Origin of the sequence: Leucobacter sp. USHLN154 (assembly GCF_037145595.1) — a bacterium.
Lineage (GTDB): Bacteria > Actinomycetota > Actinomycetes > Actinomycetales > Microbacteriaceae > Leucobacter > Leucobacter alluvii.
In genome coordinates this window covers 141,788-165,182 of the sequence record NZ_JBBCXF010000001.1, presented here as the reverse complement: position 1 = coordinate 165,182, position 23,395 = coordinate 141,788, and the positions used below count along the sequence as shown (strand labels likewise).

At 67.7% G+C, this 23,395-nt stretch carries 19 protein-coding genes; 8 read left to right on the top strand and 11 right to left on the bottom strand.

The features are described from left to right. Positions 1-93: 93 nt before the first annotated feature. From WFH23_RS00670 to WFH23_RS00650, 5 genes are all read right to left on the bottom strand, one after another. Positions 94-1,029, bottom strand: a complete 936-nt coding sequence (locus WFH23_RS00670; protein ID WP_336661268.1) for a class C sortase — start codon at positions 1,027-1,029, stop codon at positions 94-96. A 71-nt stretch (positions 1,030-1,100) separates the two neighbouring features. Continuing rightward, positions 1,101-2,582 carry a SpaH/EbpB family LPXTG-anchored major pilin gene (locus WFH23_RS00665; RefSeq protein WP_336661267.1) on the bottom strand — a complete coding sequence of 494 codons (1,482 nt, stop codon included), beginning with the start codon at positions 2,580-2,582 and terminating at the stop codon, positions 1,101-1,103. 41 nt (positions 2,583-2,623) lie between these two features. Continuing rightward, complete coding sequence (locus WFH23_RS00660) at positions 2,624-5,590, bottom strand: SpaA isopeptide-forming pilin-related protein (protein WP_336661266.1); 2,967 nt, start codon at positions 5,588-5,590, stop codon at positions 2,624-2,626. A 216-nt stretch (positions 5,591-5,806) separates the two neighbouring features. Then, a complete protein-coding gene (locus WFH23_RS00655) occupies positions 5,807-6,490 on the bottom strand; it encodes a DUF3027 domain-containing protein (protein ID WP_336661265.1) in 684 nt (227 codons plus the stop codon). Then, the gene (locus WFH23_RS00650; RefSeq protein WP_090146876.1) at positions 6,483-6,860 is read right to left on the bottom strand and encodes a cold-shock protein; all 378 of its coding nucleotides are present in this window, start codon (positions 6,858-6,860) and stop codon (positions 6,483-6,485) included. Before WFH23_RS00650 ends, WFH23_RS00655 begins: the two co-directional genes overlap by 8 nt. A gap of 140 nt (positions 6,861-7,000) precedes the next feature. Between WFH23_RS00650 and WFH23_RS00645 the strand changes: the two genes are divergently transcribed. The 8 genes from WFH23_RS00645 to WFH23_RS00610 all read left to right on the top strand — a co-directional run bounded on the left by WFH23_RS00645 (position 7,001) and on the right by WFH23_RS00610 (position 17,545). Continuing rightward, positions 7,001-7,267 carry a hypothetical protein gene (locus WFH23_RS00645; RefSeq protein WP_090146874.1) on the top strand — a complete coding sequence of 89 codons (267 nt, stop codon included), beginning with the start codon at positions 7,001-7,003 and terminating at the stop codon, positions 7,265-7,267. A gap of 13 nt (positions 7,268-7,280) precedes the next feature. Continuing rightward, positions 7,281-9,110, top strand: a complete 1,830-nt coding sequence (locus tag WFH23_RS00640; protein WP_336661264.1) for a helicase-associated domain-containing protein — start codon at positions 7,281-7,283, stop codon at positions 9,108-9,110. A 45-nt stretch (positions 9,111-9,155) separates the two neighbouring features. Further along, a complete protein-coding gene (locus tag WFH23_RS00635) occupies positions 9,156-10,856 on the top strand; it encodes a DNA repair helicase XPB (RefSeq protein WP_336661263.1) in 1,701 nt (566 codons plus the stop codon). A gap of 72 nt (positions 10,857-10,928) precedes the next feature. Beyond that, entirely contained in the window at positions 10,929-11,957 is a 1,029-nt protein-coding gene (locus WFH23_RS00630; RefSeq protein WP_200329989.1) for a LacI family DNA-binding transcriptional regulator, read from the top strand. A 79-nt stretch (positions 11,958-12,036) separates the two neighbouring features. Next, positions 12,037-13,626: a multiple monosaccharide ABC transporter ATP-binding protein gene (gene mmsA / locus WFH23_RS00625; RefSeq protein ID WP_336661262.1), complete on the top strand. Its 1,590-nt coding sequence runs from the start codon at positions 12,037-12,039 to the stop codon at positions 13,624-13,626. Then, on the top strand, positions 13,623-15,041 hold the full coding sequence (gene mmsB, locus WFH23_RS00620) for a multiple monosaccharide ABC transporter permease (RefSeq protein WP_211650156.1): 1,419 nt from the start codon (positions 13,623-13,625) through the stop codon (positions 15,039-15,041). The genes mmsA and mmsB overlap by 4 nt, the downstream gene beginning before the upstream one ends. Before the next feature lie 36 nt (positions 15,042-15,077). Beyond that, entirely contained in the window at positions 15,078-16,208 is a 1,131-nt protein-coding gene (locus WFH23_RS00615; protein WP_090146844.1) for a substrate-binding domain-containing protein, read from the top strand. Positions 16,209-16,297: 89 nt separating this feature from the next. Further along, positions 16,298-17,545 carry an AGE family epimerase/isomerase gene (locus WFH23_RS00610; protein WP_336661261.1) on the top strand — a complete coding sequence of 416 codons (1,248 nt, stop codon included), beginning with the start codon at positions 16,298-16,300 and terminating at the stop codon, positions 17,543-17,545. Between the two features lie 85 nt (positions 17,546-17,630). Here WFH23_RS00610 and WFH23_RS00605 read toward each other — a convergent pair whose 3' ends face one another. The 6 genes from WFH23_RS00605 to WFH23_RS00580 form a co-directional block, all read right to left on the bottom strand. Then, a complete protein-coding gene (locus WFH23_RS00605; protein WP_336661260.1) occupies positions 17,631-18,662 on the bottom strand; it encodes a zinc-dependent alcohol dehydrogenase in 1,032 nt (343 codons plus the stop codon). Continuing rightward, positions 18,662-19,420, bottom strand: a complete 759-nt coding sequence (locus tag WFH23_RS00600) for an SDR family NAD(P)-dependent oxidoreductase (protein ID WP_090146838.1) — start codon at positions 19,418-19,420, stop codon at positions 18,662-18,664. The genes WFH23_RS00605 and WFH23_RS00600 overlap by 1 nt, the downstream gene beginning before the upstream one ends. Before the next feature lie 70 nt (positions 19,421-19,490). Then, complete coding sequence (locus WFH23_RS00595) at positions 19,491-20,528, bottom strand: NAD(P)-dependent alcohol dehydrogenase (RefSeq protein ID WP_200329998.1); 1,038 nt, start codon at positions 20,526-20,528, stop codon at positions 19,491-19,493. Continuing rightward, positions 20,525-21,268: a hypothetical protein gene (locus WFH23_RS00590; RefSeq protein ID WP_336661259.1), complete on the bottom strand. Its 744-nt coding sequence runs from the start codon at positions 21,266-21,268 to the stop codon at positions 20,525-20,527. Before WFH23_RS00590 ends, WFH23_RS00595 begins: the two co-directional genes overlap by 4 nt. Further along, positions 21,265-22,722 (bottom strand): xylulokinase, encoded by a 1,458-nt coding sequence (xylB, locus tag WFH23_RS00585; protein ID WP_336661258.1) that lies wholly within the window; start codon positions 22,720-22,722, stop codon positions 21,265-21,267. The genes WFH23_RS00590 and xylB overlap by 4 nt, the downstream gene beginning before the upstream one ends. After that, entirely contained in the window at positions 22,719-23,363 is a 645-nt protein-coding gene (locus tag WFH23_RS00580; protein WP_336661257.1) for an SIS domain-containing protein, read from the bottom strand. The genes xylB and WFH23_RS00580 overlap by 4 nt, the downstream gene beginning before the upstream one ends. Positions 23,364-23,395 lie beyond the last annotated feature (32 nt).

Sequence of the window (23,395 nt, the reverse complement as noted above, 5' to 3'; positions counted from 1 at the left end):
CCGGCCGAGCCGGTGCAGAATTCGCAGCCGCGAACCCGCTTCTTGTGCGGGGCGCCAGTGCGGAGGAAGGCCGCGGACGCCCCGGTCTGTGAGTCACTCGCTCATGACGTTCTCCCTCGCTTGATCGGTCCGTGAGCCGCGCATTCGAACCAGGTAGCACACGACACCGCCCGCGCTGCCGAGCACCGCCGCCGCCCACCAGGGGAAGCCCGGAGCTTCCGGCCCCTCCCCCGCACGGTCGACGTCCGCCTGCGGCGTCGGCAGAACGCGTTCGCCCGTGACGAGGATGCGGTGGCTGTTGATGCCGAGCGGGGTGCAGGTCACGAGGGTCATGAGATCGGCATCGGCTTGAGGGAAGAGTGATTCCGTCTGGTCTGGGCGCACCACTCGGCTCTCGATGACCCGGTAGACCAGCACTTCGCCGAATACCTCCACCGTGAACGTTTCACTGACGCCGACCCGATCCAGGTTCGAGAACAGTTCTGATGTCGCGAGGCCTCGGTGCGCAGTCAGCACCGAATGCTGCGATGCGCCTCCCACGGGAAGCGAAGTGCCTTCGAGATGTCCCACACCTCTCGCAAGGGTCGCATCGGCCGTGCCGTGGTAGATCGGAAGATCGAGGTCGATCGATGGAACGCGCAAACGGCCCATCGCCCCTTCCGCGTCGGCTGCGAGAAGGCCGTTGTACGCGTCGGCGGGCACGTTGTCGAGCACGCCGGTGCCCGCGGGCACCGTCCGGTATTCCTCCAGGAGAGCTCCACCGATCAGAGCGTCGTTGTACGACCGCGCGCGCGCAATTTCGGAGGCGAGTGCGTCGAGGGGCTCCTCACCGGTGTCTGATCCGAGGTCTCTGATCACCCGAGACTGCTCCAGCTGCGAGAACCACGCTGCGGCAGCGGGGTAGACGAGCACCAGCACCCCGATGAGCGCAAGCAGCGAAGCCGCGACGGCGAGATACGGAAAGCCGCGTCGAGACGACGCCTGCGTCGCGCCGTGTCGCGGCGCGCGATCCTGGAGTACGGTACTCATCATCGCCGCCTTACTCGAAGTCCCGGGCTGTGGGGGCCGAGCTGAATGCTCGGCCCCCTTGGATTGCACCTCTATTGCAGCGGATTCCGCTTGCGCTTCGTCGCCACGAGCGCTGAACCGATGGCGATCAGCAGCAGCGCTGCGCCACCTGCCATGAAGACGGTGCCCCCGCTCGATCCTGTGAGGGGAAGGTTGGGGCCCCGCTGCTGAGTGTTCTGGATGGAAACCGAGACGACGCTCGCGAGGTCACCGGCGTTCACCGTGACCTCCGTCCATGCGGCATCACCGGAGGGAAGCACGTAACCGGCCGGCGCCTGCGTCTCGCGCACCCAATAGTTCTTGGAGAGCGTCGCGCCATTGCCCACCCAGAGCCCTGCCACCGAGACGATGCCGTCTGAGTCGCTGGTGAGAAGCCCGACTCCTGAGACCTCCGGACCGCCTTTCGTTTCGTGCAGGGTGAATTCCGCTCGAGAAAGGGTGCGATTGGGCTCTTGCGCTGCCGTCTTCACGATCTGCAACGGACCCCAGTTGGTCTGAGGTCGATCCGTCTCGCGCACGGAGTCGTTGACATTGACCACGGCCTTATTCTGAACCTTGCCGCCGGTCTCACCGCTTCCAAGCGAGGCCACCTGCGTCGAGAGCTCGACGGTGACCGCCGTCTTTCCGGCGAGCTGCTCGAGTCCGGCCGGGGTGAGCGTCACTACGGCATTGGGCCCGTTGGTCGCCGGCAATGAGGCGGGCTGCAGTGTGTAATCGGTGCCGAGCGCGAGCGCCTCACCGTCGAGCGAGACGGCAACCCCCGAGAGCGTGAGTCGCGGATCGAGCTGATCGGTCACGATGAACTTGCGGTAGGTGTCACCGACCCCGAGCTCCGGAATGGGGGCGGTGACGGTCCACTTGACCGTCGAACCGAGCACCAGCCCCTCCGGGGCGGCGACCGTCTTCGTGGGCTCCGTCGCATTGAGTTTGTTCTTCGGATAGACGTGCACGTCGTAGAGCCAGGAGCTGTCAGCAGCCTCGGGATAGGGCACCGACACCAGGAACGGCTGAACGGGAGACACGATCGGATTCGGCCCAGCATCCGTTTCCGTGACGAGGTAGAGGCCGTACGGGAGGTCGTCGGCGACTGCCAGGCCACCACCCGCCGTCGTCACCGACGGCGTCGAGGCTGCGACGAGACCGTACGGGGCAGTTCCGGCGTTCGCGGGGGTGGCGTCCTGCGCCTGGTCCCACCCGTCTGCGGTGGTGAGGTCGATCGGCTTCCCTGCGAAGGTCACTCGCTGCAGGCTGAACTGCACTCCGTCGAGTCCCTCGCCGAGTGCGTCAACGCTGTCCGGTGACGTGATGACGCCGCCATCACCAGCGGTACCCGGATCTCCTGCGTGCTTATGTATGGTCAGGCTGCCCGACGTTCCGACGATGTTCGAGATGTCGGGAGGGTCGGTAGCTTGCGCTGCGGAAGCGACTGCCACGGTTCCGAGTAGCGCCAGGGCGAAGGCTCCGACTGCGGCGAGCGCGCGCCGCAGGTGCGGGCGCCGTTCTGCTGATGTCATGGTGTTTTCCTCTCCATGGGACGCGTCGTCGCGTGCCCGGGTCACGGTGCTGGGGTGATCGAAGTGATGATTCGGGGGCGCAGCCTGCCCGCGCGACGCGCGACCAACGCGGTGAGGATCGCCAATCCGGCGACGCCCAGGCCGCCGAACGTGAAGAGCTGCGCTCCGAGGCCTCCGGTGAGTGGCAGCGCGACTCCCGGTTGCTGCGCATTGGTGATGGCGCCGCGGTCGATGATGGTGCCGGCGTTCTCCGCAGTGACGGCGAACGTGAATTCCGCCCCTCCGATGTACCCCGGTGGGGCCTGCGTCTCCGTGACGGTGTACGCCCCCCAAGCGAGATCTGCGAGCGCGAACGCGCCGGGGCCTGCATCGGTGTCGGCGCCTGTGCATGGAGCAGCGGTGCAATCGGCGATCGCTGTCCCTCCTGGCGGAGTGCCGGGACCGGTGATCTTCCACGCGGACCCGGCGAGCAGCGCGCCTCCGGCTTCGGCCGTCTTGGTCCACCGCACGCCTCCGGCGAGATCGCGGTTCGTGATCGTGCATGTCACGGAACCGCCGGCTGGCACGGCAACGGCGCTGTCAGACGTCACCGCGATCGAAGATCTCCCGTTGGTGCAGCTCCACTCGCTCGCCGTGTAACCGGCACCCGTCGACTCACTCAGCGTGTAACTTCCCGGCGTCACGGTAGCGTTCGTCACCTCGGCGTGCGCCGTTTTTCCGGTGATCGTGGTCGGGCCCGTGGCCGTGAGGGTCCAATCGTCGACGACGCTCGTGCCTCCGTACGCGTTCTCCACCTGCTTCACCAGCGTGAGTTTCGCGGTCGGGGGGTCCTGCTTGTTGACGATCGTGCAACTGGTGATCAGCTTTCCGTTCACCGGAACTGAGAAGCCGTTCGTCTTCTGCGTCACCGCTCCGGCGGCATTCGAGCATGTCGCGTTCACGAACGTGAACCCGGCTTGCGGGGTTTCCGTCAGCGTGAATGTACGGTTGGCGGTATCCGGGAAGACCAGGGAGAAATTCGTACCGGTGTCAGAGGTCGTCTGCGTGACGGGCGCACTGCCCGGAACCTCGAGCTGACCGGTGAAGTCCCACCCGGGTGCGTTGTCGTCGATGAGCGTTCCGTCGGATGCTCGCGTCTCCTTGATCACGGTGACGCTGCTGGCGCAGTTCTTCGTCGCAATCTGCTGGAGTGTCTGCTGCAGGGACGAGAAGCCGGATGAGAGGAAGTAGTCATTCCCCTCCGCCGGACCGGTGATCGCCTGCAAGTTGAGATGCGAGTTCGCGCTCAGGCCGACTCCGACTCCGAGCATCTTGGTCGCCGTACCGCTCGGACCGGTCCTCGCCTTGATCGCGTTCGCTGACATCGCCGCCTGTTCCACCATCCGGAATTGCACGTTCGTGTCGGTCGTCGTGCCCGATCCGTACGTGGTCGGATCACCATCGGTCAGCATCAGGACCATGTCGAACGCTCCCGTTTGCTGTACGAGCCGAAGCGCCGAATCCCAGTTCGTGAATCCGTCGCCTTGAGCCGGGAGGCCCGACTGGATGCGCTGCGCTGCACCGAGATACCCGGTATTGCCCGCGGCCGTCCCTGGAACCGAGAGATTGTAGGCAGTGCCACCGTTCAGCACCCCTGCGGTCGTACTGAAACTGAACATCGTCGCTCGTGAGGGCGTACCGCCGAGACCCGACGTCCCGACGAAGTTCTTCGCCGCGTTCTTGAACTGCGTCATCTCGTTTCCATTGATCGAGGTCGACGTGTCGAAGACCATCGCGATCGAAATGCCGCACACCTCAGGAAACTTCGGGTTGTCTCGCACGTCGACCCAGGCGTCGCTCACCGATGTGTTCGGCTGATTCCGATCCGCCGTCACATTGCGCGTGACGTTCTGCGCCCCGGTACCGACGGGGACTCGGAACTGATACGGCGTTACCGTTTTCCCTTGGTCGTACGGCCCGGTGCCCAAGGCCCCGATCGCCCGCCAACCGACTGGGGTCGCGGTTTCTGTGACCCACACGCCGTTGGGGTGCGTGTTATGAACGCTCATCGTGCAGATTCCCTGGGCGTTCGTCACGCAGGAGCCGAGAGATGGGCCGGTCGGCTGCGCTCCCGCACCTCCGGTCGAGGCAAACGCCTCATACGTCGCGCCGGAGACGGGTGCGCCTGCCGCAAGCCCGTCACCCGTGCGATCGCCGATCTTCGTCACGCGCAACGTCGTTGTTCCCGCTGCAGCGGCAACGGCCGCATTCGCTCGAATCGGCGGCTGCGGCACCGGCTCCGCCGCGTTCGGTTCCGGCTCTGAGTCGGCTTCCGAGCCTGCGGCGTCTTCCGGTTCCATGTGCTCCGGATCCGGCTCTGGTCCCGCGGGTTCGACGGGGGTCTCCGCCGCTGGAACGTGCTGAGGTGCGACCGAGATCGGGGTGGCGTCCGTGCGCGATGCGCCGGCTGACACCTGCTGCCATGCAGAGGCGCCGGCACCGACGGCACGAATGCGGAACGTCTCCCCCACGTGCACGTCTACCGCGACCGACGGGTCTAATGCGTGGCCGATGCGCTGCAGCATGAGTACCGCGGGTTCCTCGGCGAGGTCGAGGGCGTCACCGTCAGCCACCGCCGTCGTGCCGGCTTCCCCCCATTGAGCGTCAGCTCCGTCATCGGCGATCGAGGTGTTCCGCGGGCCCTGCACCTCGAAGTGCGCACCGGGAACAGCGACGCCGCTCGGGTCCACGGCGCTCCAGCGCAAGACGCCGGGAGCCGGTGCGATCGGTTCCGCCACGGAGGGCACCTCTGACTCCGCGGCGCCGAGGTCATTCGCGAGAGCGGGCCCGGCGCCGAGCAGGAGCAATGCCATCGCCACGGCAGCGGCAGCAGCCGTCCTCCCGGCGACGCGATTGCGCTGCGGCCGATCCGACCGCGGCCGCCCGAGGGCGCCCGCTCGCCGCCGGGTTTCCGCATGCCGCAGCGGCTTCACCCCTGATTCGGTCCCCGATGTTCGCGGTTGGTGCATGGCATCCCCGTTTCGCCCCGTTCAGGGGGCGACCGCATCGCCGTCGACGCCGTCTCCGACCCCCTGGCAGTCACGCTAGAGAGCGTCTGAGCGAAGGGGATCCGGGAGAATTACGTATTTCCGGGACAGTCGCGCCTTCTGAGCGCGACGATGCAGGGGGAAACGCACGACGCCCTCGACCCGTATCGGGTCGAGGGCGTCGCTCACTCGGGCCGACTACTCGTCGTCGTCCTCATCATCGTCATCATCGTCATCGTCGTCGTCGTCGTCGGAATCATCATCGTCGTCGACGTCATCGCTGTCCTCATCGAACAGTGCCGTGTCATCGGCATCGTCGTCGATGTCCTCATCGGAATCGTCGTCGTCAGAATCGTCGTCGTCATCCGAATCGTCGTCGTCGGAATCGTCGTCGACATCCGACTCCGCGTCGTCGGCGCCGAAGTCACCGTCGTCATCGATGTCGGCGCCATCGAGCTCGTCTTCGAAGTCGCCGTCCAGCTCGTCGCCGGCGTCGTCGAGCTCGTCACTCTCCGCATCTGCGGCGCTATCGTCCCCCTGCTTGGCGTGCCCCTCGCGATACTGCGCGAGACGCTCCGACCACGGCACCCAATCAGGAGCGATCACCGAATCCGGCCCCGGCAGCAATTCGACCTCGAGCACCGTCACCGGCGCGTCCTCGCTCGTGCGCGCGAGGGTCGCCGCCCACCGCCATCCGGGGTAGCCCGCCAGTCGGCACTCGAAGAACAGCGTGAGCACGTGCGCTTCTTCGACCTCGTGACCGTTGTCGTCGCCGATCGACGCGGGGTCGGTGATCTCGGCGAGCGCAGCGCGCGCTTGGTCACGCGCGTCGAGGAGCACCGGATCGGGAGCGAGCCCGGACTCCGATTCGGTCTCAGACATCGAAATCATCCGCCACTCGTCGCAGCATCGTCGCGACCTTCCGCGACTGTGCGCGCTCCGGGTACTGCCCGTGCTTCAGGCGTTCGCCGAGACCATCGAGCAGTTTCACGAGATCTTCGATGATCACCGCCATCTCGTCGGCCGACTTCCTGCTGCGCTTGGCGAGGCGCGGGGTGTCGAGGACATGCACCGACAGCGCCTGGGGGCCGCGTCGCCCGTCGGCGACGCTGTACTCCAGACGTGTGCCCGCCTGGATCTCGGCATCCGCCGGCACGACCGAGGCGTGCAGGTACACCTGAGCGCCATCATCCCCCTGGATGAACCCGAAGCCCTTGTCTTCGTCGTAGAACCTGACCTTGCCGTTCGGCATGCCTCGTTCCTTTCCGTCTCGTCGAGATGCCCCGCGTTCCGCTCACGCCCGTTCGCGAGCGCGGGTTCCCGAGCATTCAGCCAATTCTAGCGGGCCATCTTGCCCTCGCGCGGAGGCCGGAACCCGATAAAATGAAGCGGATGTCCACTGAACCCAGCACGCCGTCGATCCTCGAGCGGATCCTCGCCTACGCGTCCCTTTCCATCATCGGTCTGGCGCTCCTCTCTTTCTTCGCGACCCTGATCGTCGGCCTGAACAATCGCTTCGCGCTTGCGGAGGGGTTGTGGCCGATCGTCTACGGCATCTCGATGATCGGCTTGCCTGTCGGATTCGTCCTGCTGATCGTCCTGCTGATCCTCACTCAGCGCCGCCGCCGCACAGAGACTCGAAGGCTCTCCGGCCGTTAGGTCGGATGCGCTGATGAGCGGCACACTCGCGCTCGCCTCCGCTCTCGCGGAGATGGATCGCGACACTCTCGCTGCGCTCGTGCGCAGCCGGCGCCCGCACGCACCCGCGGGCATCACCGATCCCATCGGGCTCGCCTCCGATCTCCTGAAGACGGAGTCGATCGCGCGAGCTCTGGCTCCGCTCGATTGCGCGAGCCTCGCAGCGGTGCGCGATCCGACTGGCGCCGATGCCGCACTCGTCTCCGAGCTGTTCGGAATGGGCCTGCTCGGTCGCGATGGCGGATCCGCCGTCAGTCTGCCCGAAGTCGCCGCTGCACTCAGCGACGCGCTCGACGCAGCGCATGTGGTGATCGACTCGCTCTCATCCGCCCCCTTTCCTGGCGATATCAGCAGCGACGTCGACACCAGCGCCTGGTTCACCTCGGCGCTCACGGCCGTCGGGCAGGCCGCGGAGTGCCTGCGCACCCTGCGCGACCGCCCCGGCAAGTTGAACCGCTCGGGGAGCATCGCCGTCGCGACGGTCAAGCAGCTGGCGGAATCGACCGGGGTCGAACCCGACGAGGTGTCGCTCGCACTCGCCGCGCTCATGCGGGCGGGGCTGGTCACCGCTCTCATCGACGACCATCTGCTGATCACCGCCGCCGCCTCGAGCGCGTGGTTGCACAGCTCGCATGTCGAACGATGGCTCTCCCTCGCGCATGCCGCCGGTTGCAGTATGCCCTCGACGCTGCGCACCGAATGGAACCGAGCAGACCAGGCGGAGATCGATCTGCGCGCGCTCGCGGCAGGGGTGCCGACGCGGTATCCCCTGCTACCCGCGACCGACCTCACTGCGGTGGACGATTTCGTGCGCGGAGCCGAATACCTGGGCTTGACCGTCGAAGGGCGCTTCACGGAGGTGGCCGACGCACTCCTCGTCGGAGAAGTCGTCACCTCCGAGATTGCGCGCGCGATGCCAGAGACCGCGACGGGCGTCTACGTGCAACCCGACCTGAGCGTGGTCGTACCCGGCCCGCTGCCGCCGAAGGACGAAGCGGTGCTCGCAGCGCTCGCTCGCCCCGAGCACATCGGCGTCGCCTCGACCCGGCGGATCAGCGAGGCGTCGATCGCCGAGGCGTACGAGCGGGGCCTCTCGCCGGCCACCGCACGGGAGGCGTTCACCCGCATCTCGCTCACGGGCATCCCTCAACCCCTCGAGTACCTGCTCGACTCGTTGGGCGAGCGCGTCGGCGGCATCGTCGTCGGCGAGTACGCGGGTGACGAAGGACGCACGCGCCTCTCCTTCGCGCGGGCGGACGTCGCGGCCACGATCTCCGTTGATCGTGCGCTGCAGCACCTCCAGCTGCAGCGCTCGCGCGCGTCCGACACGGTGCTGTACTCCCGCCTGAGTGCTGACCATGTGCTCGCCGCGCTCGCCGATGCCCGGTATCACGCGTCTTCGCAGGTGGCAGCACTGCGAGATGCAGAACCCGCGGAGCCCGCGGAACCCGCGGAAGTCGGCGCCCTCCAGGCTGGTGCCACCGCATCCGAGGCGGCGGGAGCGACCGCGAGCCGGCGGGCGGGAGCTGGCGAGGGACCGACGGCCCCGTTCGACGCACTGGTCGAGCGCGTCTTCACCGCTGCGCGCTCCGAGCCGGGCACGGGCGACTTCACCAGGCGACTCGAGCTCGCGATCCGCGACCGCAGCCCCGTGCGCGTGACGGCGGAGGCGCGCGGAGAGGTGCGCACGTTCACGCTGCTCCCGGTCTCAGTCAATGCCGGGCGTCTGCGCGCCGCGGATCAAGCGGCGGGTGTCGAACGCACGCTGCCCGTGAACATGATCACGGCCGTCGAACCGGCCTGAACCGGCGCTCCGGCGGCCCAGCGATGCGCGGTAGACTTGCTGGTTATGACTCTCGGCCCCCTCATCGTGCAGAGCGACCACACCGTACTCCTCGAAGTCGCCCATCCCGATGCCGAAGACGCGCGGCACGCGCTCGCGGTCTTCGCCGAGCTGGAGCGCGCCCCGGAGCACATCCACACCTACCGGGTCACCCGGCTCGGGCTCTGGAATGCGCGGGCAGCCGGGCACACGTCCGACGAGATCCTCGAGACGCTGAACCTGTACGCCAAGTTCCCGGTGCCGAGCGGTGTCGCCAACGAGATCGCCGACACGATGCGCCGCTATGGGCGACTCACCATCGAGCGCGCGAAGGTCGCGGGCGACGCCGCGGTGGATCCCGCGGGCGACTCGGCAGCGGCTGCCGCCGAGGAGGCGGCACCCGCGCAACTCGTGCTCCGCTCGGAGGATCCGATGGTGCTCCGCGAGGTCGCGAGCGCCAAGAAGATCGCCCCGCTCCTCGGCAACCGCATCGACGAGCACACGTTCCCGGTGGAGGCGTGGGCGCGCGGAGAGCTGAAGCAGCAGCTGGTCGCCCGGGGGTGGCCGGCGGAGGATCTCGCCGGGTACCGCCCCGGTGAGCCCTACGACATCTCGCTGGCAGAGGACGGCTGGCAGCTGCGCGACTATCAGGCGAAGGCGGTCGAGGCCTTCCAGCGCGGGGGTTCGGGCGTCGTGGTGCTGCCCTGCGGGGCGGGCAAGACGATCGTGGGCGCGGCGTCGATGGCAGCGGTCGGCGCGAAGACGCTGATCCTGGTCACGAATGCGGTATCGGCGCGGCAATGGCGGGACGAGCTGCTGCGTCGCACCACGCTCACCGAGGATGAGATCGGCGAGTACTCGGGGCAGGTGAAAGAGGTGAAGCCCGTCACCATCGCGACGTACCAGATCCTCACGAGCCGCAGAAAGGGCGAGTACGCGCATCTGTCCCTGCTCGACGCGGAGGACTGGGGCGTCATCGTCTACGACGAGGTGCATCTGCTGCCCGCGCCGGTCTTCAAGCTCACCGCGGATCTGCAAGCGCGCCGCCGTCTCGGGCTCACAGCGACGCTCGTGCGCGAGGACGGCCGCGAGGGCGATGTGTTCAGCCTGATCGGCCCCAAGCGGTACGACGCCGCCTGGAAGGACATCGAGGCGCAGGGGTTCATCGCGCCTGCGGAGTGCTTCGAGGTGCGCGTCGACTTCGGCGAGGCGGAGCGCATGGACTACGCGGTGGCCGAGGATCAGGATCGCTACCGCATCGCGTCGAGCGCGCTCATCAAGCAGCCCGTTGCGCGCCGCATCATCGACCGTCATCCCGGCGAGAGCGTTCTCGTGATCGGGCAGTACATCGATCAGCTCGAGTCGATGTCGGAGGCGCTCGGCGCACCCCTGATCACCGGGCAGACTCCCGTCGATGAGCGAGCACGCCTGTTCCAGGCCTTCCGCGACGGGGAGGAGAAGATCCTCGTCGTGTCGAAGGTCGCGAACTTCTCGGTGGATCTCCCCGATGCCTCGGTCGCGATTCAGATCTCGGGATCATTCGGTTCCCGCCAGGAGGAGGCGCAGCGCTTGGGGCGTCTGCTGCGCCCGAAGGCGAACGGGGCCACGGCGTCGTTCTACACGTTGATCACCCGTGACACCGTCGATCAGGATTTCGCGCAGAACCGCCAGCGGTTCCTGGCTGAGCAGGGGTACGCGTACACGATTCTCGACGCAGATCAGCTGTGAGGGCGTGCCCGGGCGGGCCCGCGCGTACACTAATGTGAACGTACACATTCGAGTTTCACCGCGGAGGCCCTGATGTCCGGAGACGGAGAGGCGAGGGCCAAACCGGCAAGCATCCGCGACGTCGCGCGCCTCGCCGCCGTCTCCTATCAGACCGTCTCTCGGGTGCTCAACGATCACCCCAGCATCCGGGACGACACGCGTCAGCGGGTGCTCTCGGCGATCCAGACCCTCGACTACCGCCCGAACCAGGCCGCGAGGGCGCTCGCCTCGTCGCGTCCCAATGTCCTCGGCATCCTCTCCGCGACGATCGGCGAGTACGGCACCACGTCGGCGATCGTCGCGATCGAGCGCGTCGCCCGGGAGCGCGGCTTCTCGATCAGCACGCTCAACCTTCCGGACGCCTCGCCGGAGGCGATCGGCGAGGCGGTGCGTCAGTTCGATCACGAACAAGTGGCCGGCATCATCGTACTCGCCCCCCAGGTGCGCGTGTTCAACGTCATCGGCGGGCTCGGAGTGCGGGTTCCGGTCGCTTCGTTGCACACGGGAGCGGGCGGCACAGCCGAGAGCATCGCATCGGACCAGCGGCTGGGGGCGAGCATGGCGGTGCAGCATCTGGTCGCGCTCGGGCATCAGGACATCCTGCACATCGCCGGCCCGCAGGACTGGATCGAAGCAGAATCGCGCATGCACGGGTACTTGGATGCGATGTTCGAGGCCGATCTGTCGACGCTGCCGCCGATCCGGGGCGACTGGACCGCCGACTTCGGGTACTTCGCGGGTCGCGAACTGTCGGGGAGGCGCGACTTCACCGCGATCTTCGCCGCCAACGACCTGATGGCGATCGGTCTGATGCACGGATTCCGCGATGCCGGGGTGCGCGTGCCTGACGACGTCTGCGTGATCGGGTTCGACGACATTCCCGTCGCCGCGCACACCTGGCCGACACTCTCCACGGTGCGCGTGGACTTCGCGGAACTCGGCCGCCGGGCCGTGATGCACCTGCTCGCATCCATCGAGCAGCAGCCCGATCCGGAGTTCGAACTGCTGAGCCCTGAATTGATCGTGCGGGAATCCACAACCTCCCCCGCAATGCGACGGTAACGATTCTGTAATCAGCCGACAACGGCTTGACACGCGGCGTAACATGTTCCACGATGTGAACGGTCACACGAGTGGCGAGATGGATGACAGCGAGGTCAATCAAGTGGAACCAGCGACGACGCAGGCAGAGCCGGCTCCCGTGCTGCAGATGCACGACATCACGAAGGTCTTTCCGGGCGTGAAGGCGCTCTCCGACGTGTCGCTCACGGTGCGGCCGGCCACCATTCACGCGATCTGCGGCGAGAACGGCGCCGGCAAGTCGACGCTCATGAAGGTGCTCTCCGGCGTCTACCCGCATGGCACCTACACCGGCGACATCATCGTCGAGGGGCGGGAGATGCGCTTCCGCGACATCCGCGCGAGCGAAGAAGCCGGCATCGTCATCATCCATCAGGAGCTCGCCCTGATCCCCGAGCTCTCCATCACGGAGAACATCTTCCTCGGCAACGAACTTCGCCGCGGGGTCGGCATCGACTGGCGCTCCGCTCGCACGCGCACGGTCGAGCTGCTCGAACGCGTCGGACTGCGAGAGGATCCCGATACGCCCATCAAAGCCCTCGGCGTCGGCAAGCAGCAGCTCATCGAGATCGCCAAGGCGCTGAACAAGAACGTGCGACTGCTGATTCTCGACGAGCCGACCGCAGCCCTCAACGACACCGATTCCGAGCACCTGCTCGGGCTCATCCGAGGCCTCAGGGATCGCGGCATCGCGTCGATCATCATCAGCCACAAGCTCAATGAGATCGAGCAGATCGCCGACGACATCACGATCATCCGTGACGGCCGGGTCGTCGAGACGCTCGACGTGCAGCACGGCACGATCAATGAGGATCGCATCATCCACGGCATGGTCGGCCGCTCCCTCGAGCACCGCTACCCCGACCGCACGCCGAACCCCGGTGACGTCTTCTTCGAGGTGCGCGACTGGGTCGTGCAGCACCCGACGGTGCCGGAGCGATACGTCGTGAAGGGGTCGAGCCTCAACGTGCGCCGCGGAGAGGTCGTCGGCATCGCCGGCCTCATGGGCGCGGGGCGCACGGAGCTCGCCATGAGCATCTTCGGCCGCTCCTACGGCAGGTTCCTCTCGGGGACGATCACGAAAGACGGCGCCCAGATCGACGTCCCCGATGTGCCGGCCGCGATCCGCCACGGCATCGCCTACGTGAGCGAGGATCGCAAGTCGCTCGGCCTCAACCTCCTCGACTCGATCAAGCGGTCGGTGGTCTCGGCCAAGCTCTCGAAGATCACGCATCGCGGCATGGTCGACGCTCGGGAGGAGCGCGCCGTCGCGGAGCAGTACCGGAAGTCGCTGCGCATCAAGACGCCCGACGTCAACAACGGGGTCTCGAGCCTCTCGGGCGGCAACCAGCAGAAGGTGGTGCTGGCCAAGTGGATGTTCACCGACCCCGATCTGCTCATCCTCGACGAGCCGACGCGCGGTATCGATGTCGGCGCGAAGTACGAGATCTACTCGATCATCAACGAGCTGGCGAACGCCGGCAAGGGAGTGATCGTGATCTCGAGCGAACTCCCCGAGCTGCTCGGCATCTGCGACCGCATCTACACCGTGTTCGAAGGCCGCATCACCGACTGCATCCCGGCCGACCAGGCCACACCCGAGACGCTCATGCGCAGCATGACGTCGTTGAACGAGAAGGCGCACGCATGACCTCGACCGATACGAAGACCACGGAGAAGCACGGCTTCCGGTTCTCAGACATCCGCGGAATGTTCGGCGGCGGGCAATCGACGCTCCGCCAGTTCGGCATCCTCGGCAGCCTGATCGCCATCATCCTCATCTTCCAGATCTTCTCCGACGGGTTGACGTTGTCGCCCGGCAACGTGATCAACGTGATGCAGCAGTACTCCTACATCCTGATCCTCGCGATCGGCATGGTGATGGTGATCATCATGGGTCACATCGATCTGTCGGTCGGCTCGGTCGCGGCCTTCGTCGGCATCGTCGTCGCGAAATCGATGGCGGAATGGAATTTCCCGTGGTGGGCGGCCATCATTCTCGGCATCGGCCTCGGCGCCCTCGTCGGTGCATGGCAGGGTCTCTGGGTCGCCTACGTCGGGGTTCCCGCATTCATCGTGACGCTCGCGGGCATGCTCTTCTTCCGCGGCGCGAACCAATGGATCGGCGACTCCATCTCGGTTCCCGTTCCCAAGGAGTTCGTGACCATCGGCGCTGGGTACCTGCCCGAGATCGCGGGGATCCCGATCCCCTACAACGTGCCGACGCTCATCCTCGGCGTGCTGGCCGCCGCGTGGCTCGTGTTCTTCGAGTGGCGCACGCGCCGCCAGCAGAAGAAGATGGGATCTGAGCGCGCACCGCTTTGGGTGAGCGTCGTGAAGGTCGTGCTGCTCTGCGCGGTGATTCTCGGGGCCGCACTGCTGTTCGGCAGCGGTCGGCCCGGCACGAGCTTCCCGGTCTCCGGCATCATCCTGCTGGCGCTCGTCATCCTCTACTCGTTCGTGACGAACCACACGGTGTTCGGCCGCCACATCTACGCGGTCGGCGGCAACCGCCAGGCCGCGAAGCTCTCGGGCGTGAAGGATCGTCGCGTCGATTTCTTCGTGATGATGAACATGTCGGTGCTCGCCGCGGTCGCCGGCATGATCTTCGTCGCCCGCTCGCAGGCCTCCGGCCCGCAGGACGGGAACGGTTGGGAGCTCGACGCGATCGCCGCGGTCTTCATCGGCGGGGCGGCGGTCTCCGGTGGCATCGGCACCGTGATCGGGTCGATCATCGGCGGCCTCGTGATGGCATTCCTCAACAACGGCATGCAACTGCTCAGCTTCGGCGCCGACACCGTGCAGATGGTGAAGGGTGCAGTGCTGCTCGTCGCCGTCGGCATCGACGCGTACAACAAGCAGCAGGGCCGCCCATCGGTACTCGGGTTCCTCACGAAACGGCGCAATCCGCCCGGTGAGTTCGCAGGTATCGACACCACCCCCATCGGCGCCCGCGCCATGGAGGCTCCCCCGGCCGCCCCGCCCGCACCGGGCCCGCGCAGCTCCTCCTCCCAAACCCCTCCCGCCGCCGACGACAGCGCGACGAAGGAACCCGGCTCTCGCTGACGAGAGTTCGACGATCACAGAAAGTGAATGGAATCCATGAATAAGAGAATCCTCCTCTCCACGGGCGCTCTGCTGGCCGCGGCCGCCCTGGCGCTCACCGGATGCTCCTCGGAGCGCGGCGGCGACGCGGGTGGCTCGGGCGGCTCCGACGCCGGCGCCACGTCAACCGGGTTCGAAGAGGGCGCCACCATCGGCGTCGCGCTTCCCGACAAGACCAGCGAGAACTGGGTGCTCGCCGGCAAGCTCTTCACGGACGGTCTCGAAGACGCCGGGTACAAGGCCGACGTGCAGTACGCGCCCGCCTCGAACACCGTCGCCGAGCAGCAGAACCAGATCCAGGCAATGGTCACGGGCGGTGCGAAGGTCATCGTCATCGGCGCGAAGGACGGCAAGCAGCTCGCCACCCAGGTACAGGCCGCGAAGGACGCAGGCGCAACGGTCATCGCGTACGACCGCCTCATCGAGAACACCGACGCACTCGACTACTACGTCGCGTTCGACAACTTCAAGGTCGGCCAGTTGCAGGGCCAGGCGCTGCTCGACGGGCTCGAGGAGCGCACCGACCACGATGCTCCGTACAACGTCGAGCTGTTCTCCGGATCGACCGACGACGCGAACTCCGCGGTCTTCTTCAACGGCGCCATGGACGTGCTGCAGCCGAAGATCGACGACGGCACCCTCGTCGTGGGATCGGGCCAGACCGACATCCAGCAGACCGCGACCGCCGGGTGGAAGGCCGAGAACGCTCAGAGCCGCATGGACACGATCCTGACCTCCGCCTACAGCGACACCGACCTCGACGGCGTCCTCTCCCCGAACGACACGCTCGCGCGCGCCGTGCTGACCTCGGTCGAGCAGGCGGGCAAGCCACTGCCCGTCGTGACCGGCCAGGACTCGGAGGTCGAGTCGGTTCGCTCGATCATGGAGGGCAAGCAGTACTCGACCATCAATAAGGACACGGCGCTGCTCGTCGAGCAGACCATCAAGATGATCGGTCAGCTGCAGCAGGGCGAAGAGGTCGATGTGAACGACACCGACCAGTACGACAACGGCTCGAAGGTCGTGCCCGCCTACCTGCTCGATCCCGTGATCGTCACGCAGGAGAATGCAGCGGATTCGTACCAGAACGTGCCGAACCTGCTCGAGATCGTCGAAGAGTACAAGTAGCACTCGCGATATCCCCGCACTGAGCTGCGCCGGGATGCGGCAGGATCTTCCTCCGCACCCCGGCGCAGTGCCGTTTCGAAAGGCAGCGCATGACCGACACTCGCTTCTCCATCGACACCGACGCCCACCAGGCGTGGCTGGACGCCCAGACCGATCGGCTGCTTGCATTCGCAGAGCCCGCGCTCGACCCGGATGGCGGCTTCTCCTGGCTCGACGATTCCGGCGCTCCCGTCGCGTCCCAGGGCGCACAGCTCTGGATCGCCGGCCGCTACACCTACTGCGCGGTGCTCGGGCACTTGCTCGGGTTCCCCGGTCAGGCCGAGCGCGTGGAGCACGGGCTCGCCTTTCTCCGCTCCGGCGCGCTGCGCGACGCCGAGCACGGCGGTTGGTTCGTCACCGTCGGCGCGGCCGATCCTGCGACGAATTCCAACGCGAAGGAGAGCTACGGGCACGCATTCGTCCTGCTGGCCGCAGCTTCGGCGAAACTCGCGGGTTTCGAGGCCGACGATCTCTACGCCGACGCGCTCGGAGCACTCGAGCGCTGGTGGGAGCCGGAGGCGCGCATGTACGCGGACACGTGGAACCGCGAGTTCACCGTGCTCGACCCCTACCGCGGCGCCAATCCCAACATGCACCTCGTCGAAGCTGGCCTGCTCGCGTACGAGGCTGACGGCGATCCCCGCCATGTCGAACGATCGACGGCCATCGCGCGACGCCTCATCGGCGACGTGACCGCGCGCAACGAGTGGCGCCTACCGGAGCACTACCTGGAGGATTGGACGCCCGATCCCGAGTACGGCGCCGACTCCCCCGACAGCCACTTCAGGCCGTACGGCGCGACCGTGGGCCATTGGCTCGAGTGGGCTCGCCTGCTCATCGCGCTCGAGGCCGCGCAGCGCGAAGCCACCGGTTCGCCTGACACCTGGTTGATCGATGCGTCGCGCAGCCTGTTCGGCCGTGCGGTCGCCGATGCCTGGGACGAGGATCGCGGTGGGTTCGCATTCAGCACCGACTGGGCGGGCATCGTGTTGAACGACCACCGCTTCCACTGGGTGATCGCCGAGGCCATCGGCACGTCGGCGGCGCTCTTCCGCGCCACCGGCGACGCGTCCTACGCGAAGTGGTACGCCCGGTTCTGGGAGTACGCGGCGGCCCACCACATCGAGGCCGACGGCAGCTGGATCCACGAGCTCGACGCCGATGGGGCGCCAGCGGACGGCACGTGGAGCGGCAAGCCCGACCTCTACCATGCGCTCCAGGCAACGCTCTTCGCGCGACTGCCGGTGACGCACAGCCTGACGCACGGTCTGCGATCCGGCGCCCGCGACGCGAGCTGAGCCGCCAGCCCGGCAACGCGGATCGGGGTCGGCATCCGGGTGCGACCCCGCATACTGACCCCGACCCACAGGGAGGAGCGACGTACTACACCTCCACCAGCACCTTCACCTGCTCGGGATCGTTCGACGCGTCGAACGCCTGCTGCGCCTGGTCGAGCGGGAAGACTCCCGTGATGAGCTCGTCGAGGGGCAGGCGACGCTCGCGCAGCAGCGCGATGGCGGCCTCCACGTCCTCCCGCACGTACATCAGGTTCCCGAGCAGTGCGATCTCGCGATCCTGGATCAGCTCGAGGTCGATCGTGGTGGGCCCGGAGGGCACGCCGACGGTCATGATGGTGCCGCCCTTCTCGAGCATCTCGATCGCGAGGCGCACGGTGGCCTCCCGCGAGACGCAGTCGAACACGACGTCCGCCTTGCCGCCGAGCTCGCGCATCGCGGCTTCGGCGGCATCGGGGGCGCTCGAATCGAAGCTGCCGGAAGCGCCGAGACGCTCCGCGCGGGCGCGCTTCGACTCGAGCAGATCGGCGACGACGACGCGTTCAGCTCCCGCGTGCAGCGCGGCGATCGTCACGAACAAGCCGATGGGGCCGGCCCCGAGCACCACGACGCGAGCGCCCGTGAGATCCCCTGCGCGGCGCACCGCGTGCACGGGAGTCGCGAGCGGCTCGATGAGCGCAGCCTCTCGGTCGCTCAGGTCGTCGGGCAGCGCGATGACGCGATCTGCGGCGATGGTGAAGCGATCCGTCATGCCGCCAGGGGTCTGGCAGCCGAAGACGTCGAGCGTCGCGCAGATGTTGTACCGACCCCGCTGGCACGGCGTGCACTCCCCGCAGGCGAGGTTCGGCTCGATGACGACGCGGCGGTTCACGAGATCCGCCGGCGCCTCGGGTCCAGCGGCCTCGACGACGCCGATCACCTCGTGCCCCGGCCAGAACGGCAGGGACATGAACGGGTGTCGGCCGTGCGCCGCGTGCACGTCCGACCCGCAGATGCCGACGATGGTCGAGCGCACGAGCACCTCGCCGGTCCCCGCGGCGGGCGCCGGAATCTGCTCGACACGGATGTCATCGGCCGCATTGACGACGATGCGACGTACGGCGTCCTGCACGTCGCTCATCAGACTGCCGTGTATCCACCGTCGGCCACGAGGACCGAGCCGGTGATGAACGAGGCGGCGTCGCTCGCGAGGAAGACCACGCTCGGCGCGATCTCCTCGGGCAGGGCGAAGCGCTGCTGCGGGGCATCCTCGATCCAGTAGCGCTGGAACTCGGGGTTGTCGACGGGAGCCATCTCCGTCTTGACGTAGCCGGGCGCAACCGCGTTCACTCGGATGTTCAGGGGAGCCCACTCGACGGCGAGCGACTTGGTGAGGTGGTGCACTGCAGCCTTCGAGGCGTTGTACGCCGGCTGCCACTGCGGGCGGTTGACGATCAATCCCGACATCGAGCCGATGTTCACCTGCGATCCGCCACCGATCTCGCGCATGTGCTCGCCGACCGCGACGCTCGCTTTCCAGAGGGCGCGCACGTTGAGGTCCCACACCGCGTCCCACTGCTCGTCGGTGACGCTCCACGATTCGCCGTGGAAGCAGGTGCCAGCGTTGTTGACGAGGATGTCGATGCGGCCGAGACCCGACTTGGCCTCTTCGACCATACGGGTGATCTGCGCGTCGTCGGTGATGTCCGCGGTGATGGCGACGAACTCGATCCCGCGATCCGCGGCTTCGGCGACGACCTGCGCGTTTCGCTCGGCGCTGCGGCCGACGATCGCGACGCGTGCGCCGGCCTCGGCGAGCCCGAAGGCGAATGCCTTGCCGAGACCCTGGTTACCGCCGGTGACGAGGGCCGTCTTGCCCTCGAGGCTGAACGAAGTCATGTTTCGTGTCCTTTTCATGTTGGTACATCGTGCGAGGAAGCGACGGATCGTCGCGAGAGGTGGTGGCTGATCAGCGACCCGGGTAGACGACCGATTTCAGGCTGTCCGGGTCGGTGTCGCTCTCGAGTGCCTGCTCGACCTCGTCGAGACCGAATTGCCCGGTGACGAGCGAGTCGAGATCGACCTGGCCGTTCGAGACGAGCTGGATCGCGACCGGCCAGGTCTCGGTGTAGCGGAAGATCCCGGTGACGGTGATCTCGCGGTTCTGGATGTCTTCGACGGGCAGCGTCATCTCTGGGTTGCCGAGGCCGACGAGCACGGCGGTCCCGGCAGGACGCACGGCGCGGATGCCGGACTGCACGGCGGGTGCCGCGCCGCTCGCATCGATGAAGGCGTCGATCGGCACATCGAGATCCGCGGGGTTCTGCGTGCGCGGGTCGATGACGCGGGTCGCACCGTACTGCAGTGCGCGGTCGCGGCGCGCCTCGACGAGATCGGAGACGATCACTTCGCCGGCGCCGAATGCGCGTGCCGTCTGAGCGGTGATGATGCCGATGGGGCCGGCTCCGGCGATGAGCACGGTCGAGCCGGGGACGATGCCGGCTTTGCGCACCGAGGTGATCGCGACCGACAGCGGCTCGAGCAGGGCGGCCGCCTCGTCGGTCACGTTGTCGGGCACGTCGTGCGCGAAGGCCGACTGGATGGTCACGAACTCCGCGAAGGCGCCGTCGATCGGGGGCGTCGCGTAGAACTCCATGTCGGGGCAGAGGTTGTAGGCGCCGATGCGGCATTCGCGGCAGCGCCCGCATGGCCGCTGCGGCTCGATCGCGACCCGGTGGCCGACGCGGGCCGGATCGACGTTCTCGCCGACGGCGACGACGACGCCGCCGACCTCGTGCCCGAGCACGAGCGGAGCCTCGACGACGAAGTCTCCGATCCGCCCCTCGCGGAAGTAGTGCACATCTGAACCGCACACGCCGACGGCGCCGACGCGAACGAGTACCTCGTCGGCGGCGGGCACCGGCACCGGGCGCTCTTCGATCGTGAGCTCTCGCGTGCCGAGGAGCACGCTGGCGCGCATCCGCTCCGGGATCTCAGGGTGAGTCATGACTGTTCTCCTCGTACTGCTTGGGTGTGTGCGCGGCCGAGCAGGGCGCGGCCGACGATGACGTGATGGGCTCCGAGCTCGATCGCGCGGAGCGCGATGGCGGCATCGACGCCTCCGTCGACACTCACCTGCACCGCCGGAGCGAGCTGCGGAATGCGTTCGAGCAGTTCGGGGCGCGCGGGCTCCCGCGTGCCGGGCTCGATGAGCATGATCAGGGCGCCGGCAGTGCCGGCGTCGAGACTCGCCGGGTCGTCCCCCGGTTCGAGCACCGACCAGACCTCTCCGCCTGCGGCGCGGAACGCCTCGGTCAGGGAGGCGTCCGCTGCCACGCCGGCGGGCACTGCGGCGCGCTGCGCACCGACCGAGGCGGCGGCCTCGAGTACCGCGGCGATCTCGTCGCGCAGCTCGGGGTCGTACCCGTCGACGGCGCGGCCTCGCGCTCCCGCGAGCACGATCAGGTGGACCTCGAGCAGCGAATCAGGGTGCCGCGCGCCGAGGTCTCGCAGTTCGGCTGCGACGATCCCTCGATGCACCAGCTCCCCGGTGTCTTCGCGATCGAGAATCACATCGAGATGAATCGGCAGGCCGATCGCCGCGAATCGGTCGGCGACGGCTTCCCGATCCGGCGCAGGCGCGGCGTACAGGCTGCCGTACACCGATCCTTCCGGCACATCGGTGATCCATGCAGCATGGGGCGGGGCGGCAGCGGACGAGCGCTCCGCGAACTGCACCGCGCTCATCCGCGGCTCCGGTCGAGCGTGTCGATCGCTGCGACCTCGGCGTACCGCGCGAAGCGCTCGGTCGAGACTCTGGCGGGCTCGGCCGCGACCCGCCGGGCCGGCTTCCAGTGCTCCGCGAGCTCCATGATGGGCGTCTCGCTCAGCACCGAGGCGGCCTGCACGGCCGCTCCGCGCGCGACCGCCTCCGGTGCGTCGACGAGATGCACCGGTTTGCCAAGCGCATCGGCGAGGATCTGCCGCGTCGCGGCGGAACGGGCGGCGCCGCCGATGGCGATCACTTCGCCGTCGGTGCGCACCCCACAGCGCTCGAAGTGGGACAGCCCGGCGACGAGACCGAACACCACGCCTTCGTACGCCGCACGTGCCAGTTGCTCACGGCTCGTCTCGGTGGTGAGGTCGGCGAGCAGGCCGGAGGCCAGCGGCCGGTTGGGCGTGCGCTCCCCATCGAGGAACGCCGCGAGCACCGGCCCATCGCTCCCCGCCTGCAATGCGAGGGCGGAGAGTTCGTCGTGGTTCGCTCCCATGAGTCTCGCGAACGTGTCGATCACCTTCGCTCCGTTGAGCGTGCAGACGAGCGGCAGGAAGCCGCCCGTGAGGTTCGCGACGCCGTTCACGAATCCTCGCGCATCGCGCACGGGCTCTGGTGTGGTCGAGAACACCACCCCGGAGGTGCCGAACGCGAAGACGGCGTCTCCCTCCGCGATCCCGAGGCCCAGGGCCGAGGCGTGCTGGTCGCCGCCGCCGGCGGAGACGAGTGCCGGCTCTGCGATGCCGAGCTCGGTCATGGCCGCCGAGGTCGTGGTGCCGGCCACGCCGTCGGGCGGGAGCACCTCGGGCAGCATCGCCGCCCAGTCGCGCGACTCGTCGATGAGCGCGAGGTGATCGAGCAGATAGCGGTTCGCCGACGGGTCGAAGTACCCGGTGCCCGATGCTTCGGAGCGGTCGGTCGCGAACGCCCCGGTGAGCCGGTACGTGAGATAGTCGTGCGGCAGCAGGATGGTCGCGAGTCTCGAGAAGTTCTCCGGCTCGTGATCGGCGAACCACGCGACCTTGCTCAGCGTGAATGCGGCGGTCGGGAGCGATCCGGTGGACGCGATCAGGCGATCCGCACCGATGCGCTCGGTGAGCCGGCGCAGCTCGCCGTCGGTCGTCGTGTCGTTCCAGAGCTTCGCGTCGCGAATCACCTCGCCGTGCGCGTCGAGCGGCACCATGCCGTGGCACTGCCCCGCGACGGAGATCGCGCGAACGCTCACGTCGCCCGCTTGCGCGAGCGCAGCGCGAAATGCGCCGACGAACGCATTCCACCAGGCATGGGGATTCTGCTCGCTGCGCGGCGGCGCGACCGGCGGATGCGCGGCAGTGGCCCCCGCGATCCGGCGCCCGTCGTCGAGCGCGAAGAACTCCACCTTGCACGACTGCGTCGACGTATCGACGCCGCAGACGACGGCGATCATGCGGCGCCTCCCCGCGTCGGCGCCTCGATCGTATCCGGCAGCTCGCGCTGCTGGCCGACGATCCCGGCCGGGTGGATCTGCACGACCTCTTCCCAGCTGAAGCCGCGCAGGCCCATGAGCGTGACGGTGAGGGCGTCTCCCCACGCTCCGGCCACGAGTGTGCTGCCGAGTGCGATCAGGCCGCCTGCGTCGGCGTCGATCGGATCTGTGGTGAGGTGGACGACGCGCGTCGCGGCCGCGGCGAAGGGCGAGTCGGGTCGCTCGGTCACCGCGACGACGTCGGTTCCGCGCTCGACGAGGCGCTCGACGAGCTGGGTGAGTTCGACTGACTGCCCGCCCTTCGAGAAGGCGATCACGAGGTCGTCCGAGGTCACGGCTCCCATGCCTCCGTGGAGTGCGTCTTGCGAGGGGAGGTAGAACGCCGGCGTCCCGGAGACCGACAGCAGGTGAGCGAGGCGCTCGGCCATGATGCCCGACGTTCCGGCTCCCGTGGTCACGACTTTGCCGGTGCAGCGCTGGACGGCCGAGACCACGTCGGCGAAGCTGTCGTCGATCTGCTCGGCGAGATTCGCCAGTGCTTGAGACTCGCGAAGAATCGACTCTCGTGCGTGATGCACGAGGTCGGCGGCGGTTGCGCTCATATGATTGACCTGATCTCTCATTTGTTGCATTT

Excerpts from the sequence above, each read along its gene's own strand:
- WFH23_RS00670 (WP_336661268.1), bottom strand. The coding sequence starts at position 1,029 with ATGAGTACCGTACTCCAGGATCGCGCGCCGCGACACGGCGCGACGCAG.
- WFH23_RS00665 (WP_336661267.1), bottom strand. The coding sequence starts at position 2,582 with ATGACATCAGCAGAACGGCGCCCGCACCTGCGGCGCGCGCTCGCCGCA.
- WFH23_RS00660 (WP_336661266.1), bottom strand. The coding sequence starts at position 5,590 with ATGCACCAACCGCGAACATCGGGGACCGAATCAGGGGTGAAGCCGCTG.
- WFH23_RS00655 (WP_336661265.1), bottom strand. The coding sequence starts at position 6,490 with ATGTCTGAGACCGAATCGGAGTCCGGGCTCGCTCCCGATCCGGTGCTC.
- WFH23_RS00650 (WP_090146876.1), bottom strand. The coding sequence starts at position 6,860 with ATGCCGAACGGCAAGGTCAGGTTCTACGACGAAGACAAGGGCTTCGGG.
- WFH23_RS00645 (WP_090146874.1), top strand. The coding sequence starts at position 7,001 with ATGTCCACTGAACCCAGCACGCCGTCGATCCTCGAGCGGATCCTCGCC.
- WFH23_RS00640 (WP_336661264.1), top strand. The coding sequence starts at position 7,281 with ATGAGCGGCACACTCGCGCTCGCCTCCGCTCTCGCGGAGATGGATCGC.
- WFH23_RS00635 (WP_336661263.1), top strand. The coding sequence starts at position 9,156 with ATGACTCTCGGCCCCCTCATCGTGCAGAGCGACCACACCGTACTCCTC.
- WFH23_RS00630 (WP_200329989.1), top strand. The coding sequence starts at position 10,929 with ATGTCCGGAGACGGAGAGGCGAGGGCCAAACCGGCAAGCATCCGCGAC.
- mmsA (WP_336661262.1), top strand. The coding sequence starts at position 12,037 with ATGGATGACAGCGAGGTCAATCAAGTGGAACCAGCGACGACGCAGGCA.
- mmsB (WP_211650156.1), top strand. The coding sequence starts at position 13,623 with ATGACCTCGACCGATACGAAGACCACGGAGAAGCACGGCTTCCGGTTC.
- WFH23_RS00615 (WP_090146844.1), top strand. The coding sequence starts at position 15,078 with ATGAATAAGAGAATCCTCCTCTCCACGGGCGCTCTGCTGGCCGCGGCC.
- WFH23_RS00610 (WP_336661261.1), top strand. The coding sequence starts at position 16,298 with ATGACCGACACTCGCTTCTCCATCGACACCGACGCCCACCAGGCGTGG.
- WFH23_RS00605 (WP_336661260.1), bottom strand. The coding sequence starts at position 18,662 with ATGAGCGACGTGCAGGACGCCGTACGTCGCATCGTCGTCAATGCGGCC.
- WFH23_RS00600 (WP_090146838.1), bottom strand. The coding sequence starts at position 19,420 with ATGACTTCGTTCAGCCTCGAGGGCAAGACGGCCCTCGTCACCGGCGGT.
- WFH23_RS00595 (WP_200329998.1), bottom strand. The coding sequence starts at position 20,528 with ATGACTCACCCTGAGATCCCGGAGCGGATGCGCGCCAGCGTGCTCCTC.
- WFH23_RS00590 (WP_336661259.1), bottom strand. The coding sequence starts at position 21,268 with ATGAGCGCGGTGCAGTTCGCGGAGCGCTCGTCCGCTGCCGCCCCGCCC.
- xylB (WP_336661258.1), bottom strand. The coding sequence starts at position 22,722 with ATGATCGCCGTCGTCTGCGGCGTCGATACGTCGACGCAGTCGTGCAAG.
- WFH23_RS00580 (WP_336661257.1), bottom strand. The coding sequence starts at position 23,363 with ATGAGCGCAACCGCCGCCGACCTCGTGCATCACGCACGAGAGTCGATT.